9 protein-coding genes are annotated in these 16,818 nt (G+C 37.8%); all 9 read right to left on the reverse strand.

All coding sequences use genetic code 11. From position 1 onward, the window contains the following. Positions 1 to 17 precede the first annotated feature (17 nt). The 9 genes from MW695_RS06285 to MW695_RS06325 all read right to left on the reverse strand — a co-directional run bounded on the left by MW695_RS06285 (position 18) and on the right by MW695_RS06325 (position 16,458). On the reverse strand, positions 18 to 3,980 hold the full coding sequence (locus tag MW695_RS06285; protein WP_247104265.1) for an S-layer protein: 3,963 nt from the start codon (positions 3,978 to 3,980) through the stop codon (positions 18 to 20). A gap of 329 nt (positions 3,981 to 4,309) precedes the next feature. After that, a complete protein-coding gene (locus MW695_RS06290; protein ID WP_247104266.1) occupies positions 4,310 to 5,911 on the reverse strand; it encodes an AraC family transcriptional regulator in 1,602 nt (533 codons plus the stop codon). After that, the gene (locus MW695_RS06295; protein ID WP_247104267.1) at positions 5,892 to 7,703 is read right to left on the reverse strand and encodes a sensor histidine kinase; all 1,812 of its coding nucleotides are present in this window, start codon (positions 7,701 to 7,703) and stop codon (positions 5,892 to 5,894) included. Before MW695_RS06295 ends, MW695_RS06290 begins: the two co-directional genes overlap by 20 nt. Positions 7,704 to 7,878: 175 nt before the next feature. Beyond that, positions 7,879 to 9,246: an ABC transporter substrate-binding protein gene (locus MW695_RS06300; RefSeq protein WP_247104269.1), complete on the reverse strand. Its 1,368-nt coding sequence runs from the start codon at positions 9,244 to 9,246 to the stop codon at positions 7,879 to 7,881. A 32-nt stretch (positions 9,247 to 9,278) separates the two neighbouring features. After that, positions 9,279 to 10,112, reverse strand: coding sequence for a carbohydrate ABC transporter permease (locus MW695_RS06305; RefSeq protein ID WP_247104271.1), 834 nt, complete (start codon positions 10,110 to 10,112; stop codon positions 9,279 to 9,281). Positions 10,113 to 10,127: 15 nt separating this feature from the next. Further along, the gene (locus tag MW695_RS06310; protein WP_247104273.1) at positions 10,128 to 11,069 is read right to left on the reverse strand and encodes a carbohydrate ABC transporter permease; all 942 of its coding nucleotides are present in this window, start codon (positions 11,067 to 11,069) and stop codon (positions 10,128 to 10,130) included. Positions 11,070 to 11,378: 309 nt separating this feature from the next. After that, entirely contained in the window at positions 11,379 to 13,007 is a 1,629-nt protein-coding gene (locus MW695_RS06315; RefSeq protein WP_247104275.1) for a response regulator transcription factor, read from the reverse strand. 2 nt (positions 13,008 to 13,009) lie between these two features. Further along, entirely contained in the window at positions 13,010 to 14,749 is a 1,740-nt protein-coding gene (locus MW695_RS06320; RefSeq protein ID WP_306421088.1) for a sensor histidine kinase, read from the reverse strand. Between the two features lie 158 nt (positions 14,750 to 14,907). Then, the gene (locus MW695_RS06325; protein ID WP_247104505.1) at positions 14,908 to 16,458 is read right to left on the reverse strand and encodes an extracellular solute-binding protein; all 1,551 of its coding nucleotides are present in this window, start codon (positions 16,456 to 16,458) and stop codon (positions 14,908 to 14,910) included. Positions 16,459 to 16,818 lie beyond the last annotated feature (360 nt).

The raw sequence follows: 16,818 nt of genomic DNA on the forward strand, positions 1-16,818 counted from the left end.
TCGCTGCCCTTTTTTTATTACTCAACCGTCATTCTTTTTCTATAAACGATTGTAACTAAACCAATTGCAAACAATGCAATTCCTACTAGTAACCAGTTATACAAATTTGTCGCTGTTGCAGGTAATCCATGCTCATCATTTTGTCCCTTATCTTCTTCATCCCTTGAGCTTCCATCTCCATCCCCTGGGCCTTCATCTCCATCCCCTGGGCCTTCATCTCCGTCCCCTGGGCCTTCATCTCCATCCCCTGGGCCTTCATCTCCATCCCCTGGGCCTTCATCTCCGTCCCCTGGGCCTTCATCTCCGTCCCCTGGGCCTTCATCTCCGTCCCCTGGGCCTTCATCTCCGTCCCCTGGGCCTTCATCTCCGTCCCCTGGGCCTTCATCTCCGTTTTGACTAGCTCCTCTTATAATATCTAAACCTTCTATAATGAATGTTCCGCCTTTCACAACAATGTGAGCAGTATGATCGCCTTCATCAAGACCGCGCAGGTGATAGGACGTTTGTCTGTCTCCTCGTGAGTACACTCGATAGTTCTCTTCGGTTAATTCTCCGTCAATGTAAACATCAATAACGGCATCTGGTGTTGCACCAAACAAATTGAACCCCGTTCCTTCAAAATGAAAGAGCATACTAGTATCGCTACTTTCAAGGTTTGGTGTGCTGTAAATATCGACACCCCTGTAATCCATAAAATCTTCTTTTATCTCATTGTCCTTTAATGACACTTTTAACGTATGAGTTGTTTCCTCTAAATCTCTAATCGAGAATCTAATTCCGGTTTGCGGATTAACAGAAAAATCACCCATGTCCTCACCATTTAGTTCAAAATTATAAAGAGTTTCATCTCCTGTTCCAGAGAAATAATCAATTCCTGACCCAGTGAAGCTAATAACTAAATACGGATCATCATTAAAATTTGCCCAAGCATTCGTTTGATTAGATCCCCATACATTCCCATTCCTTCTTAACGCATAAACCGTATTTTCCTCCTCACCAACTTCAGAATCTTCTGTTATCGGAATGAAGTTACTTGGAGCAAGATTTGTAACCGCTAATACTGGATCAGTTGTCTCTATTTCTGCTTTTGTAAAACTCACATATCGATCAGTGGTAACCACTTCTAACGTATGTTCTTCATCTTCAAGCCCTTTTGCTGACCAAACGACTTGCTCAATTGAACTATTATTTAAATAATTTGCTTCGCCTACTAGCTCGCCATTTAAATAAATATCAGCCGTTCCATTCGAAGGATTTGTTATCCCAAACAACCTAACCTCTGTTCCTTTAAATGTAATTTCAAACGATCCTCCTACTCCTGACCATGTATTCGTATTATTCGATGACCAACTACCAGAATAATACACATGATTTAACTCACCCCGTTCATCGACTACATCTCTAAAACCGACAGTAACCCCATTCCATACAGGTACATCTGTACTTGCCGTCATTCGTGTACGATTAAAATGAGCATACCCGACTTGACCGAATTCCCACTGACCAATGTAGCCGATTGGATTACTACGATCGTTGTTATTTCGTGCTTCTTCTACTGTGCCTATCTTCATACCTTGCGCGCTATCATATTTTTCAGACATATATGGGTAGCCATCAATTGGATCGACACGTAGCTGATCATAAAGGGTTTCATAATAACCTGATCCAATAACCGCTCTTCCTGACATAACGAGCGAGTCCTCATCCTTATAAAACGCTATTTCTTCATCATTCACATATAACGTAAAAATATTTTCCTTCGCTTCAAATGCAAGGTTATTCCAAACATTTGCATTAAAGCCATCTACTGTACCACTTGAAACGACATTGCCAAGCTTTAAGATTTCATACCTACCATCTGAATATATACGTGCATTGTATGGTGCATGCGAATCCGTTCCACCTGCCTTCACATGACGTAATCCTATTAGCGCATAATTACTTCTCCCACTCACTTCAGGTGTGTGAGTATCAAGTAAAAAATCATAAGACACCTTATAATTCACCCAGCGATAGTCCCCAAAGTTCGTATGTGGGTTACTATTACTTGCAGACCCGTCCGTTCCTCCCCAAACAGCCCAATCCGCGCCGATAATGTCATGTGTTATTTTTTGTTGAAGCATATTGCCTCGTTCATCTGCATCTGGAATATCCCGCGCGATACGGTTCGCACTTCCACTCGTCTCTTGTATCGTGGCTTCTTTCACGACTTCAAATGCTCCCCGTTGATCAGTCGTATAACGTGGTGTACCTCCTCGACGTTCAACGTAATCTCGTCCTTGATCATCGGTAGGATACTCACTATATTCAAAATCATCAACATACGGTAACGGAAGTATCGTATCCTGTGAACTATCAAAAGGACTAGATGAATACTCAAATCCTTCTATTTTAGATTTTTGATCGAGAGTTGTGACTGTCAAAAGCGAATAAGGCTTCACCTCGATTTCATACTGACCATCAACTGGCTCAATTTTATCAATTTGCTGAAACCAGTTCGCATCATAGGACTGACCTGCGTCTGGACCTCTTGTTTCCCACACGTATAAAGGCGCATTTTCTTTTCCATTTAAATTCTTCGCTTCGATTTGATAGTGACGTGTCTCTCGCGTATTGTTGGCATATACTGTTGTATAATCATCAGATTGTGGGTCTTTTACTGTCAAATAGTTATGAGTGCTCGTATCCACATCAACTCCACCATCCATGAAATTCCCGTCACTAAAGGTGGCACCTTTAATATACATCCAGCGCTCATTTTCTTCTGTAGTTGTATTATTGTATCCAACAAAATTCATAACATGACGCACTCCTAATAATCCTCCATCAACTTCAAAGGAACCATTCCATGGTGTAAATGCATTAATTAAATGTTTTGGTGTATAAGAAGAACCTTGATAAAATGCCCCTACAGAAGGCTGAAAATCAAAAGAAACTGCTTGGAGTGGATGTTCTCCTGCACCTTCCCAGCTGTACATAGAAATTATTCGTGACGTAACATCAACAATACTATAGCGTCCACCAAGGCCTTGATAATGTGGCTCCATATTAATTCGATACCTAGCATTAATCATTGGTGAGACCCCTTCTGAAGACCATATCTCTTTCGGCTCTTTACCTTCAGCTATTAAATGGCTTTGAAGCTGTGTCAGCTCACTTGAACCAGTTAAGCCGTAATGACTACTAATGACATCAATTTCATCAATTAAGTCAGGATGATCAAGCAATGTCTGACTGATGGTTCTCGTATCACGATAACCATCACCACCAACTAATTTAATGTCCTTATAAAATTCATCATAATTCGGCTCTTCCTTCATTCGTGACGTATAATACTTCAACCACTCAAGCTCATTTCTTCCATTATTTTGAGCTCGTTCATTTTGTGAAATCCCAACATAATCAAGACGAAAGCCAAACTCTTCATAAACTGCGTCAATCGTCTGCTTAAACCATTGATATCGATTTTCGTACTCTTGATTAGCTGCACCTTCCCACGTCCAACGAGGCTCTCCCCAGCGAAGGATTTCAGTTGTAATGTGAGGGTTAATAGCCTTCGCATCTGCAGCAAATTGAAACCCTGCTCCACGTAACACGTTTGCCGGTTCATCAGCATAACGCATCGTCGCAGGCTCTGTCCCTGAAGAAGAATCGACATCTGCACCTAGCTCCACTTTTACATGAACGAGCCCTGCACCTGTATTCGGATCAAAAAGTTGGTGCATCATCTCCCAATACTGATCAGGATGCTCTTCCTTATAATCAATCATTAATCGAGACGTGTTATTTGCTGAAACTGTACCAAATCCTTTAAAGCGGTTATACTCATCGACATCCGTTCCATCTATTACAATTGTTCTCGTCCCGTCCTCTGCTCTTGATTCATTTGCAGCCATCATTAGAACAAGTAAAGCAATCATGATGAGACTAATCACGATATACAACCAATACGTTGAATAACGTTTCATTTCATTAACCATTTTTTCAACTCTCCCTTTTTATCAGGAAACAATCATGACTAAGAGTGTTCGTTAACAGTTGATCCTGATCATCATTTGACTTTTCCTTACAACAAGGTGTCGCTCATGATGAAAAGACAAATTCCTTCAATCACCTCCTGCGTTGAGTAAAATGATTATAATCTTGTGACCAGCATCTATGATAGCGCTTACATCTTAACATAAGCATATCTACTTTCTATGCCATTATCTTGACTATCTATAGTGCTATTTTTGCATATTTGATTTCTAGATATCGAATGTTATGTCTTAAAACGCTTAAACACACAGCCGCTTCAGCAGCTGTGTGTTTAATTTGCCTTTCGATACTCTAGTGGCGATATATCATTACGCTTTTTAAAAAGCTTTATAAAATAACTCGTATTTTCATACCCAAGCATGTGGGCAATATCTTCAATTGCCTTATTGGTCTCACGTAAATAAGTTGCTGCCTTCTCCATTTTCACCCGTATAACATACTCTATAAACGTTTCACCGGTTTCCTTTTTAAACAATCGACTAAAATGACTCGGATTCATATAAAGGTGATTAGCAACAGCTTCCATCGTAATCCGTTCTTGTAGATGTTGCTCAACATATTTCTTCGCTTCCCACACTTCTAACCGTTCGGTACGACTAGATGATTGCACAAAATGAATGATACGATGGAAGAAGTCGTTCATATACTTCTTAAGCTGGCACACATTAGCTAATTCATGGATGCTACTATGATCTGAATTATGATGTTGCTCATGCGCAAAGGTGTAATGGTAATGAAGCTCAATCGTGATAATAAGATTATGAAGCCAGCTTCTAACGGAATCTGGGTGATAATGTCCCTCTTTTATAATCGTAATCCATCGATCAACTACCTGTGAGGCTTTTACTTGGTCCCCTTCAAGCGTTACCTTCTTCCATTCCTCTAACGCTTCATTGTACCAGTGAAAAATCGTTTGATCAGTTTCAGATCCGTTAAACGGTTCAAAACGAACTATCTCTTCCTCTTCAACATAAAACCACCTAGCTTCACAACTCGTTAATTGTTTGAGTGATTGTTTTAATTCTACCATCGATGTAACGGCCTGTTTATAAGCAAATGTTATGCTCACTCCACTACACTTCTTTAATATAGTTTGAAATTGCTTCAGCCTTTTGCGAACTTCCTCATAAGGATTTTCTTTCATTGTTGGTACAAATGGAAAGCACCATATCAATTGATCCGGTTCATAGAGAACACCTTCAAGCTCGACTCCTTGCCCAAGCGTTTCCTTAGCTACTTTCTCAACAAAAAAAGAAAATAGCTCCTCTGATGAATGAAATTTCTCCCATCCAGCATCAATGTTCATCATTCTTCCACTAATCGGAATATAATAATAATCATCCAAATTCAATTGAAAAAACTCGTTTGTATGCTTCCATTCACGCTCATTTAAATTAGATGTTGTTAGAAATTTTTGCAGCCATTGCTTTTTCAGATTTTCTTTATTATGATCGACGATGTTTTTTAAAGAGGCAACCTTGGCTTGGTCTTCTTTCTGCTTTCTAGCCTCATACACAAGCTTATTAACTGCTATTCGAAATGTTTTAGGTTCGAGTGTTTCTTTTAAAATATAATCATTCACAAAGAGGCGTACAGCTTTTTGAGCATAATGAAAATCATCATGACAAGAAATGATAAGTGCTTGCAAATGCTCATTAAGTGATTTCATTTGCGCAATTAGCTCCAAACCATTCATATTCGGCATATCAATATCTGTAATGAGAATATCTGGTGTTTTGTCTTGAGCTATTTCGAGTGCATCGATTCCTGTCTCACATTTCCCAATAACCTCTAAACCTAACTCTCTCCATGAAATCATCCCATACATAAACTCCAACATTTGAAAATTATCATCAACGAGAAGAACCTTCATCCTCCACCTCCATTTTAGTGTCAGCAGGAAAACGTAATCGAACCGTTGATCCCTTCTTCCTCTTTGATTGAATATACAGTTCAAATCGATCCCCATAAATCAAAGTCATTCGTTCATACACATTTTTTAAACCAATGCCAAATTCCTTCCTAGGCTCCTTAAGATATGTTGCAATCATTTGCCTTTTGTCATATTTAAGACTCTTTTGCAAGGTATTTAGATCAGTTTCATCCATGCCCTCTCCATCATCTTGAACGTAAACGATCACATGACCATCCTCAACATAGGACGTGATCGTTATCGAACCATGATGATTCTGAATGCCATGCTTGCAAGCGTTTTCTACAATTGGTTGAATGAAGAACCTAGGAACAATGACATGCTTAGCTTCATAACTTATGAGTGTATGAAGCTTAATCGGATGCCGCCTCATCGAATTAATCACATCGATATAATCAGTCATGTGCTCAACTTCCTCTTCAAGCGAAATCGATTCATCTCCTTTGTACACACTACGTAAAAACTTGCCAAATGATAGAATTAAATCTGCTGATTGTTCATCATTATTTTTTAGTACTTGGATTCGTAATGTACTAAGAACATTAAAAATAAAATGAGGCTTAATTTTTGATTGTAGTACAGCCATTTCGGCCTTCCTTTTCATTCGTTGCTCAAGCTTCACTTTACCAAGAGCCTCTTGGATTCGATCAAGCATTAAATCAAACGCCATGCTTAACCGTCCGATTTCATCATTACGTCTAATATTCGAGCGAACCTCTAGATTCCCTGCATCAATTTCTTTGGCAATAGCAGCTAAATTTCCGATTGGTTGCAAATAGCGATTGACAACAAATAATAAAATAATTACTAATAAGATAAGTGCCATTGTTAGTATATATACATTAAATGTATACGCATTTCCTAACTCGTCAATCGCAGTATGATAAGGCATAGCACTAACGATCGTCCAATCACCATTTGAAAAAGGTTGATAGATTAATAAATTGTCATCATCGCCTGAATCCATTATTAAATATGAGTCTTGCTCATCCATCTGTTCATAATATGGAAAGAGCTGACTAATTAATATATCAGAATCATCATATAAAACGCTTCCATTTTCGTCTAACAAAAAAATAGTTCGATCCTCGGCAAGGTTTTTCGTTAAATGGTCAAGCGCGATTTTGTTAACACCAGCAAACATATATGCTGTTGTTTCCCCTCTATAGTTCGTTAGCTTTCGGCCGAGCACAATCACTTGATCATTTTGATAAAGTAAATGACCTGGCTCTCGGGCATCCTGTAAATCCTTCGCAAGAAAACGATACACTTGGTATGTCGAAATACTCTCCACTTTCTCAAACCATGCTTCTAATTGCTCGTATTCAAAACTGCCATTGAACGACGTATTTGAAAAATAATAATCACCTTCTGCTGGAAGAATGGCCATTCGAATGTAGCTATTCCGTGTAATGTGATCTAACTTTGCGTTTATATCGAGAAATGCTCTAGGTGGAATCGGTTCTTGTAATCCACGATTTAATATACTTCTAATTTCCGAATCAAAATGAACATAATTCATCGATTGAATGACGTCATCGACCAATTTTGAAAAATATACATCTGCTAGCTCTAAGTTGTATTTCTCACTTTTAATCGTTTGCTCTTTCACCACATTTAGACTTGTTACGATAATATTCCCCATACTAAAGAGGATCGGCAGTGCCATAAATACGAAAATAATGAGCAGTAGCTTTTGACGAAAGGAGATTGTTTTTTTAATCTTGTACATCTTCTCCTTTATCCTTCTCATCCTCTTTCACATCCTGATCCGTTTTCATTTATTATAACAGACACTGTTTCCTCCATAACGAGCTTTAGATGTTTCCTTTCTCTACATTTGATGAAAGCCTAATGAGAAGCACCTTTCTTCTCATTAGGCATATTAGCAATCGTCCTTTTAAAATCTATTCACTAACATTTGCATCAATGACACTTTGCACAGCTTCATGGGCATTTTCAATCGTCGCATCAAGATCTTGCTCCTCTAACAAGAAACGCTCAGCCTCATTACGATACGCTGTCTCAACTTCACTAATGAAAGCAGGTGGGATGAAGACAGGTGCCGCCTCTGAAACGTCTAATGTATGAATAAGTGATTCCATATTAACCAATTCAATGTCCACCTCTGGACTTGCATCGTGTAAGCGTGTAATAACATCTTCCAAATCAGCACCTAAATAGTCTGGTAAATATTTTTCTTGTAATACAATTCCTTCTGTCGTATACCAGCGAATAAATTCAAAGGCTTCTTCCTTATGCTCAGAACCTGAATACATCGTTAAGAAATCCGCACCCGCTGGCGTTGTAATTGGGTCGCCTTCACTCGCTTTCGGATAAGGAGCATACGCTACAGTAAATTCTGGAGCATCATCCACCCCACCTCGTTCATTTATCATCCAGCTCCCTGTCATAATCATCGCTGCACTCTCACCAAAAAATTGTGGGCGATAATTTAAATCAAGAGAAATGGTATCAGCATACGGAGTCGCTGACCCTTCTTCATGACCTCTTTCACGAATTTCAAGTGATTGTCTAATGTGATCACTGTCGACATTGGACGTGACTCCATCATCCTTAATGATGTTACTGTCTGTCGGCTGGTTGAACGCTGCTAATTTAACATAATCCATCCATGTATGAAAGAACGTACCATAACGCTTGCTCGGTCCCTCACCTTCCGTCAATGCGGCTGCATAATCCATATATTCATCCCAAGTCCAATCAGTTGGTACATCTAATCCAGCTTCATCAAGTGCATCTTGATTCAACATCACAAAGAACATATTGTATTTTCCAGGTAATGCATAATAATGACCATCCACATTCGTATTCACTCGATACTCATTTTCATATTCTATTCCTGCTACATCTAGATACTCATCTAATGGTTCAAACATGCCTTGAGCTACACGTTGTGAATAATTTGCTGCATCGTTGACAATGATGACATCCAACTGATCACCAGATGCTGCTGCTAAATCAATCTGTTGCATCGTTTCATTCGCATCATTATTTTCTGGACTGACTGTTTCCACTTTAATATGTGGGTGATCGGCTTCAAACGCTTCTACCACCTCATGCCACCTATCCTGCTCCTCATTGTACCAATGATGCATACGAATCGTTACAGGCTCATTCCCATCTGTATTCTCTTCTTCTTCTGGTGTATCATTTTCATTTGTTGTCGTGCCTCCATCATCACTTGAACAAGCAGCCAATCCCATCACAAACAATAAACTCAATAATAAGTGCATCCATTTGTTTTTCTTCAATACAAAAACCTCCCCTTTATTAAAAATAATATTTATCCTTTCACTCCACCCATAGCAATTCCTTCAATGACATATTTCTGTCCAAGAAAGAAAATGATAAGTAATGGAAGGATAGCTGATACGGTACCAGCCATAATCAAGCTGTAATACTCACCACTCATCGAAGTAAACCGTGAAATACCGATTTGAACCGTTGATAAATGATCTGACCGTAAGAAGATAAGTGGTCCTTGATAATCATTCCACGTCCAAATAAAACGCAGAATCGCATACGTTGAGATCGCTGGCAGTACTAACGGTACAGCCACCTTACGAAAGATCGTCAAATGACCGGCTCCATCAATTTTAGCTGAAGCGATATAATCATCATGAATCCCCATAAAGAACTGCCTTAACATAAATGTCCCTAATACACTAAAACTATTTAATAAAATAAGCCCTAAATGTGTATCAAATAAATCCAAATACATATACAGCATAAATTGCGGAACTAAAATGGCCTGTGCAGGAATCATGAATGTCGCCAATACGAGTATAAAAATGAGATGGCGTCCTTTAAAATGAATCTTTGAAAAGCCATAAGCAGCCATCGTAGAAACAACTGTAGAAATGAGTGTTGTCATGACCGTTACTTTAATAGAGTTCCAATAATACAGTGGGAAATCTCCACTCCATACCTCTACATAATTGCTCCAGCGCCATTCACTCGGAATCCATTGAATTGGGTATACGAACACTTCTAGTTCAGGCTTTAATGATGCAGAAATCATCCATATAAAAGGGAGTAGAAAGATGATTCCAATTATCAACATAAAGATCGTCAGCATGAGCTTAACAGTTTTGCTTTTAATGTCATTACGACTCATCTATTCCACCTCCGACTAATAATTGACCCATTTCTTCTGCCCCCACCACTGAACGGCGGTAATAATTAATAATATCAACAGTAGTACCATTGAAATCGCAGAAGAATAGCCTGAACGTAAATTTTCAAATGCTTGCTCATACAAATAATAGACGATAACCGAAGTCGAATAGCCTGGCCCGCCACTCGTTAATACAACAATTAATTCGAATGATTTAAAACTATAAATGATTCCCGTTATTAGGAGAAAGAATGTCGTTGGCGAAAGCATAGGCAGCATAATATACCAAAACTTTTTCAGCATATTGGCTCCATCCATATCGGCAGCTTCATACATCTCCATTGGAATATTTTGCAAAGCTGCTAAGTAAATAATGAGGTTAAAGCCAATAGACACCCAAATACTAATCATGATAACTGATATTAACGCCCACCTCGTATCTGCTAACCAACGTGGGGGATTTTCAATTCCAAGTGCCATTAAAAACTCATTAATCGGTCCATAAGACGGATGGAACAATAATTGAAACACAATCGCAATGGCGACAATACTTGAAATATACGGCATAAAAAACGTAATTTTAAAAAACGCCTTCATGTATACATGCTTATTAATTATGATTGCCAACAGTAATGAGAAGAACATAGTTAACGGCACAGCGAAAATAAGCCACATATTATTTCGAACCGACTGTATAAACAAATCATCTTGAACAAGTCTTGTATAATTAGCAATGCCAACAAAATTCATATCATCAATGCCTCTAATAAACACCCAATCGGTAAAGCTAACAAACAATGCAGCAAATATCGGTAAGATGACTAAAATCGTCGTCCCGATAACCATTGGACCAATAAAGAAATAACCAGCCAACGTCTCTTTCGTCTGCATATTTAGCGCCCATTTCCTTTTTGTTTTCTTTTTAGATGACGCCTTCGGTGTCGTCACTGGATCCATCTAACTCACTCCTAACGTGTCGGTCTCTCTTCCATATTTGCTTCTATAAGTTTAACGGAATAATAAAGCGCTTACATCAAATTATTTTGTCAATTGATAACACTATTTTGACTGAACATAATCGATAGTCGTTATAACCATCATCGATGACTAACAGTCTATTCCCCAAAAAATAACTTCAACTTCACAAATAACAACAGAAAAGAAACCTAAAAGGAGGACACCGAAGAAGTTGAAAACCAAACTTTTTCGGTACCTCCCCAAAAGGCCACTCTTTTGAACTCCTATGATTTATTTTCACTAATCAAATTAATTTAGTGTATAATTATCTCGAAACTCTTTTGGCGTCAATCCCGTCACTTTTTTAAAAAAACGAGTAAACGAATGTGCGGCATTATAGCCAACTTCCATTCCAACTTCACGTATTTTAACATTTCCATCTCTAAGGAGCTTCTTTGCCTTTCTGATCCGACATTTATCAATGTATTCCGATAAATTAATGCCATATTCCTGTTTAAAGAAATGTGATAAATAAGATGGATTAAAATAATGAATCTCCGCTAAGCGAACTAGTGATAAATCCTCACTTAAATTATTTTCAATGTATTGGCAGATTCGCTCGATTACTTTTGAGGCTCTGTCTCGTTCATCCGTTTGTTTGACCTTGAAAACCTCCGTTGCAATGTCATTTAAATATCGAAAACCGCTTTTCATCGAGGCATGATCATCCAGTCTCAATAACTTTTCCGAATGATCAATTCTATTGGACCAGCCCATCCTATTAATATAGGAATACAGAACAATTGCCACAGAAAAGTATGTTTCGATCATTTGTTGTATACAACCATTTTGTAACGACTGTTCTAATTCTTTCAACACAATGAAAAATTCCTCTGAACGATTCGCTTCTAGATGAACGACTAAGATTTCAACTATTTGACTAGACTCTAATCCTTTGTTACTAGTATATTCATTATTTTGCTCTTCTGAAGCACGCAAAATAACCGGAATGTCCTCCCCTATTTTCAGTTGCTGAAGCTGTCTTAGGTGTTCATACATTTTTGTTACGCTTCCCCATTTATTAAATCCACCACTTATCGTAAATCCAACTGTTATATCAATTGAACTTAAACATTCCTCTTGAACGAGTTCCAACGTACCTTCTAAATATTTATTAAAATGATTATCCATTTTCTCATTTTTAGTAGATGAGATTGGTTGGATAAAGAAAAGAATATCTCCATGCTTATCGACAATCCCATTACAATGAATCTGTTCAGAAAAGTGATCCTCCCAAATCGCTCGAACAGCGGAAAGAATTTCACTTCTTTCCGTATATGTTTTTCCTTTTTGATAATCCAAATGAGCAAGAACCATCATAACCCCACTTGTAGGATCTAATGAAATATTTAATTTATTGAACTCCCTTTGAAGTACTTCTTGATCTGCACACACCGCATTGCTTTTTTGTAAGAGGTGTCTCAAATAATCTCCTTGCGCCATCATTTCATAGGCGTATATTTGCTCGCGAGATTGCTCTAACAATAAGTTATCAAGTTGGCGGCGTTGAATTTCCTCCATCACTTCGATAACGGTTTCCGTCACCTTATCGTACCCTTCTGTTTTGAGTAAATACCGAACATTGGGCATTTGAATCGCTTTATATGTATATTCAAAGTTACTATGCCCCGTCAGAAAAATGGCTTTACACCTAGGCCAATATGCATGTATTTCTTCAATTAGTTCCAATCCGTTCATTCCAGGCATCGCAATGTCTGTAAGTACAATATCAATTCTAGTATTGGACATCCAATTTAAAGCCTCTTTTCCAGAGTATGCTTTGCAAACATCTAACCGGTCAGGCATTAAGCGACTAAACACTTCATATAAACCATCAGTAATGATTTCTTCATCATCCACGATCAATAGTCTGTACATCCTCATTCTCCCCTTTTTGTTTTAATTCGGATCACGACTTTCAGACCGCCGAGTTCACTTTTCGACAAGAACAACCCACTACCATTCCCATAAGTTAATACCATTCTTCGGTGAATATTAATCATACCTGTCTGCTCCTGATGCTCGTTTATGTTCATAATTTGCTTGGACAATTTATCAATCTTATTATCATTGACCGTGTCACCATTATCCTCGACGATCATTGAAAATTCATCATTTAACACTTCATAATGTATGCGTAGAAACCCTTCATCCGACATTTTTTCAAGACTATGCTCATAGGCATTCTCGATAATCGGTTGTACGATCAGCCTCGGTACTTTTAACCGTTTCATTTGCTCAGGTAATTCTTCAAATTGCACTTTAATACGCCTTGAAAAACGCAGGTTTTGAATTTCTGTATACATGCGAGCATGCTTAATTTCTTCCTCTAACGATACTTCATTTTCGCCATTACGTGTAATAAATCGAAAATACTCGCCAAGCATTTTTGTAAATACTTCAATTCTCTCCGTATCCTCTATCTTTGCAAGTGAATTCAAGATAAAGAAACTGTTATATAGAAAATGTGGATTTATTTGGGATTGGAGCTGTTTTAATTCTGCCTTTTGCATCATGAGCTTTTGCTTATAATCTTGATCAATAAGCTGTTTTAGTTTTACTAACATTTTATTATAGCGATCGTATATAAAACCGAACTCATCTGTTTTTTCATGTTTAATAGGCTTATCCAAACCACCACTCTCCATCGTTTTAAACCCATCAACGAGAAGTAATAGTGGTCTATGAACGAGCTTATAAGTAGAGTATGAATAAATAATAATGGTAACAATAGAAGTAACGATAAATACCCACACCCAATTACTAAATTTATTTAACGGACTTTTTACGATCTCTTCTGGTAAATAGGTTACTACAAAAAGCCCCAACTCTTCAGAATAGGCTTTGTCAAAATGATACAGGCTGCCATCCACGTCCACTCTATTCGTACTATCTTTTAATCTTCTTTCTACATTTAAGTATTGGTTGGGAATTCTATTCGATTCCTCCCCTATGGACAGCATCACTCTCCAATCTTTTGAAAGTAAAAATGTACCACTTTCTGGATACATGTTTAACGTATCTAACGATGTCTTCAACTTTTCAGCGTCCAGTTCGATTTGGACTGTATACAGGGGCTCTCCCTCTTGATCAATTCCCATCACTGAAGGACTTAGGTATAATAAATCATCGTTTTTTATTAATCTATCTTGATTACTTTTCAAAGTCGTTTCTGTCGCACCATAGAGTTGATGATCAACATTTTGAACGGCATTAACTGCTGAAATGGTTACATCAATAGAACGAATGTGTATCGAGATATCCTTAATATAAGCACTAGTATTTCGAATAGAAGTCAATCGGTGGAGAATATAATTAATACTTGATTTTTTTTCAGTACTATCCATCATATCCCAAGTTAAAGCGATTTTACGCAATTCTCTTTCCTGTAAAATATCGAATTGCTGTATTTCCATCCATTCAATTTCGCGATTTAAGTTCTCTAAATAAGATGTTAATTGCACTTGTGCATATCTTGAAATTTCCTGATTCGCATTACTATAGCTCCAATTATACAAATATAAACCTAATAATATAATTGGAAGAATAACAACATGATACATAATAAGTAATCGTACAAATAATGTTTTTCGAAAAATAGTAGCACGTTTGTTAAACAAGAAACTCCCCTCCGATGCTGTTCGATCCGTAGACTTTTTGACAGACAAAACTGCATCAGACTACGAGGTCACTGAAAACTAAGAATAGCTTTTCCAATGCTCTTTATTTGAGTAACAAAAGTTGTAGTTGTGCACGGCTCAGTGCTCTCTAGAATACTTCATTTTCTATCTCGTTCTGAGTACCATTGATTCACTTCTGCTGTCATTTCTGCTCCGCCCATTCGATGCCAATCATCAACAAATTGATCGAATTCATCAATAGAACGACCAAGGATAATATCTATAAATGTATCGTGCATTAAATCGTCCAATATAGGTTTCATTTTAATCATCGTATTTGTCGGTGCTCCTACAAAATGATCATATAACAGTTGATCATTAGCAGCATATTGCTCAAGTATTGAAAAGGCACCTTCTGGTCCATACGTTCGTTCCCATCCCCAGCCCGATTTATCATGCTGGTTCATATAATGATCAATATTCTTTTGAATGGCTCTTGCCTCTGGCTTCAAATTGGAATAATCTCCAGACGATCGTGCTTGTTCGAGTTGACGATACGCCTCCAAATTTTTTAACGCTGGATATGGTGTAACGGGCGACACTCTCCAAACAGGAAATGGTGTACTATAATAGACTTCATATTCAGCTGTCTCCCCCCAGTTTTTCTCTAAGTGAAGATTAATCATTTTGATGATCGCTTCTGGATAGTCATACCCTTCCTTGACCACTAAAAAATAATTAGTTGAAAACTTCAAAGGCACTTTCGGTAGTTGTTTTGAATGAGAAACGATCGGGTAAGCTTGCCACTGTACACTTTCATCATCTAAACGACTTGTCCCCGCGACAAAGGATGCCCATTGTTCACCATAAAACATTCCTACTTTTCCCTTTTCAACTAGGTTCTCAACTTTCACACCATCTTTAAACATAAATTCATGATCTAGTTGGCCATCATGATACATTTCTTGTAGCGCTTTCAAACCAACTTTCACCTCTGGTTGAACTCCTCCAAAAACTAGTTCTCCTTGTTCATTTTCTACCCAAATTGTTGGATACGCTCCGTACCCTGCCATGAATCCAGTAATTCCTAGTACAGGGTCCCAAAGATGTTGAGTAATGGCTAGACCTAACGTATCATCTTCACCTGATTGATTCGGGTCATTATTTGTAAACGCTTTCGAAATTTCAAGTACGTCATCCATAGTTGTTGGAGGATCTAGATTTAACGTCTCTAGCCAATCTGTGCGAATCCAGATAAACTGTGCTCTCTCAATAGAAGATTCAATTTCAGGTATCCCCATTAAATTCCCATCAATCATAGCAGCTTCAAATGGACCTGAGCCTTCTTGATTCATAATCTCCTTCGTAAAAGGAGTCGCATACGTCTCGTAAACAGAAGAAAGATCTTGTATTAAGCCTGCACTGTTCAATTGTCTTAATTGCTGAGCACTTACTTTTGCTACATCAGGTAAGTTTCCCGAAGCAAGAACAGCACCTAATTTTCGGTGATAAAGGTCGCCTTTCGCTTTCCAATCATACTTAACTTCTATACCTAGTACTTGTTCATAAAGCCTACTCCAACGATTATCATCTAATGTTTCTCCAGGCAGCTCATTCAGTATATTTTCTAAACTCTCACTTGTCTCTCTAACTAAATGAATTTCAATGGAAGGAGAATATTTAGTTAGTCCAGGATGCTGATCAATCATTTCGTCTTGATCTCCAAGTAGAACAGAATCTTCGCCCCTCTCCAAACCTTGTTCACAAGTTGACAAGATTGGCATCATGAACAACACTGTCAGAAGAATACTGGCTTTATTTGATTTAACCCACACAAGTAATGGACCCCATTTCATAGTTTAGTAATATTGAAATAGCGTATTATTATAAATTATTCTATCATAGTTTGTTTTTTACAATACACATTTATTTAGATCATTACCATTTGTTTATTTCATTTGGAATTTGAATCGTACCATTCATCATCCACCTGCTTTTACACATCTATTTGCACTTATCTTATGCAAACCTTTTGGATTTAAGTAATTAACAATCATACTCTTCATATA

It is taken from the genome of Halalkalibacter sp. APA_J-10(15), assembly GCF_023017105.1.
Classification (GTDB): domain Bacteria; phylum Bacillota; class Bacilli; order Bacillales; family Bacillaceae_D; genus Halalkalibacter.

Bases quoted from the DNA above. Each gene is read 5' to 3' on its own strand.
- MW695_RS06305 (WP_247104271.1), bottom strand. From the start codon at position 10,112: ATGAGTCGTAATGACATTAAAAGCAAAACTGTTAAGCTCATGCTGACG.
- MW695_RS06295 (WP_247104267.1), bottom strand. From the start codon at position 7,703: ATGTACAAGATTAAAAAAACAATCTCCTTTCGTCAAAAGCTACTGCTC.
- MW695_RS06310 (WP_247104273.1), bottom strand. From the start codon at position 11,069: ATGGATCCAGTGACGACACCGAAGGCGTCATCTAAAAAGAAAACAAAA.
- MW695_RS06315 (WP_247104275.1), bottom strand. From the start codon at position 13,007: ATGTACAGACTATTGATCGTGGATGATGAAGAAATCATTACTGATGGT.
- MW695_RS06325 (WP_247104505.1), bottom strand. From the start codon at position 16,458: ATGATTGATCAGCATCCTGGACTAACTAAATATTCTCCTTCCATTGAA.
- MW695_RS06290 (WP_247104266.1), bottom strand. From the start codon at position 5,911: ATGAAGGTTCTTCTCGTTGATGATAATTTTCAAATGTTGGAGTTTATG.
- MW695_RS06285 (WP_247104265.1), bottom strand. From the start codon at position 3,980: ATGGTTAATGAAATGAAACGTTATTCAACGTATTGGTTGTATATCGTG.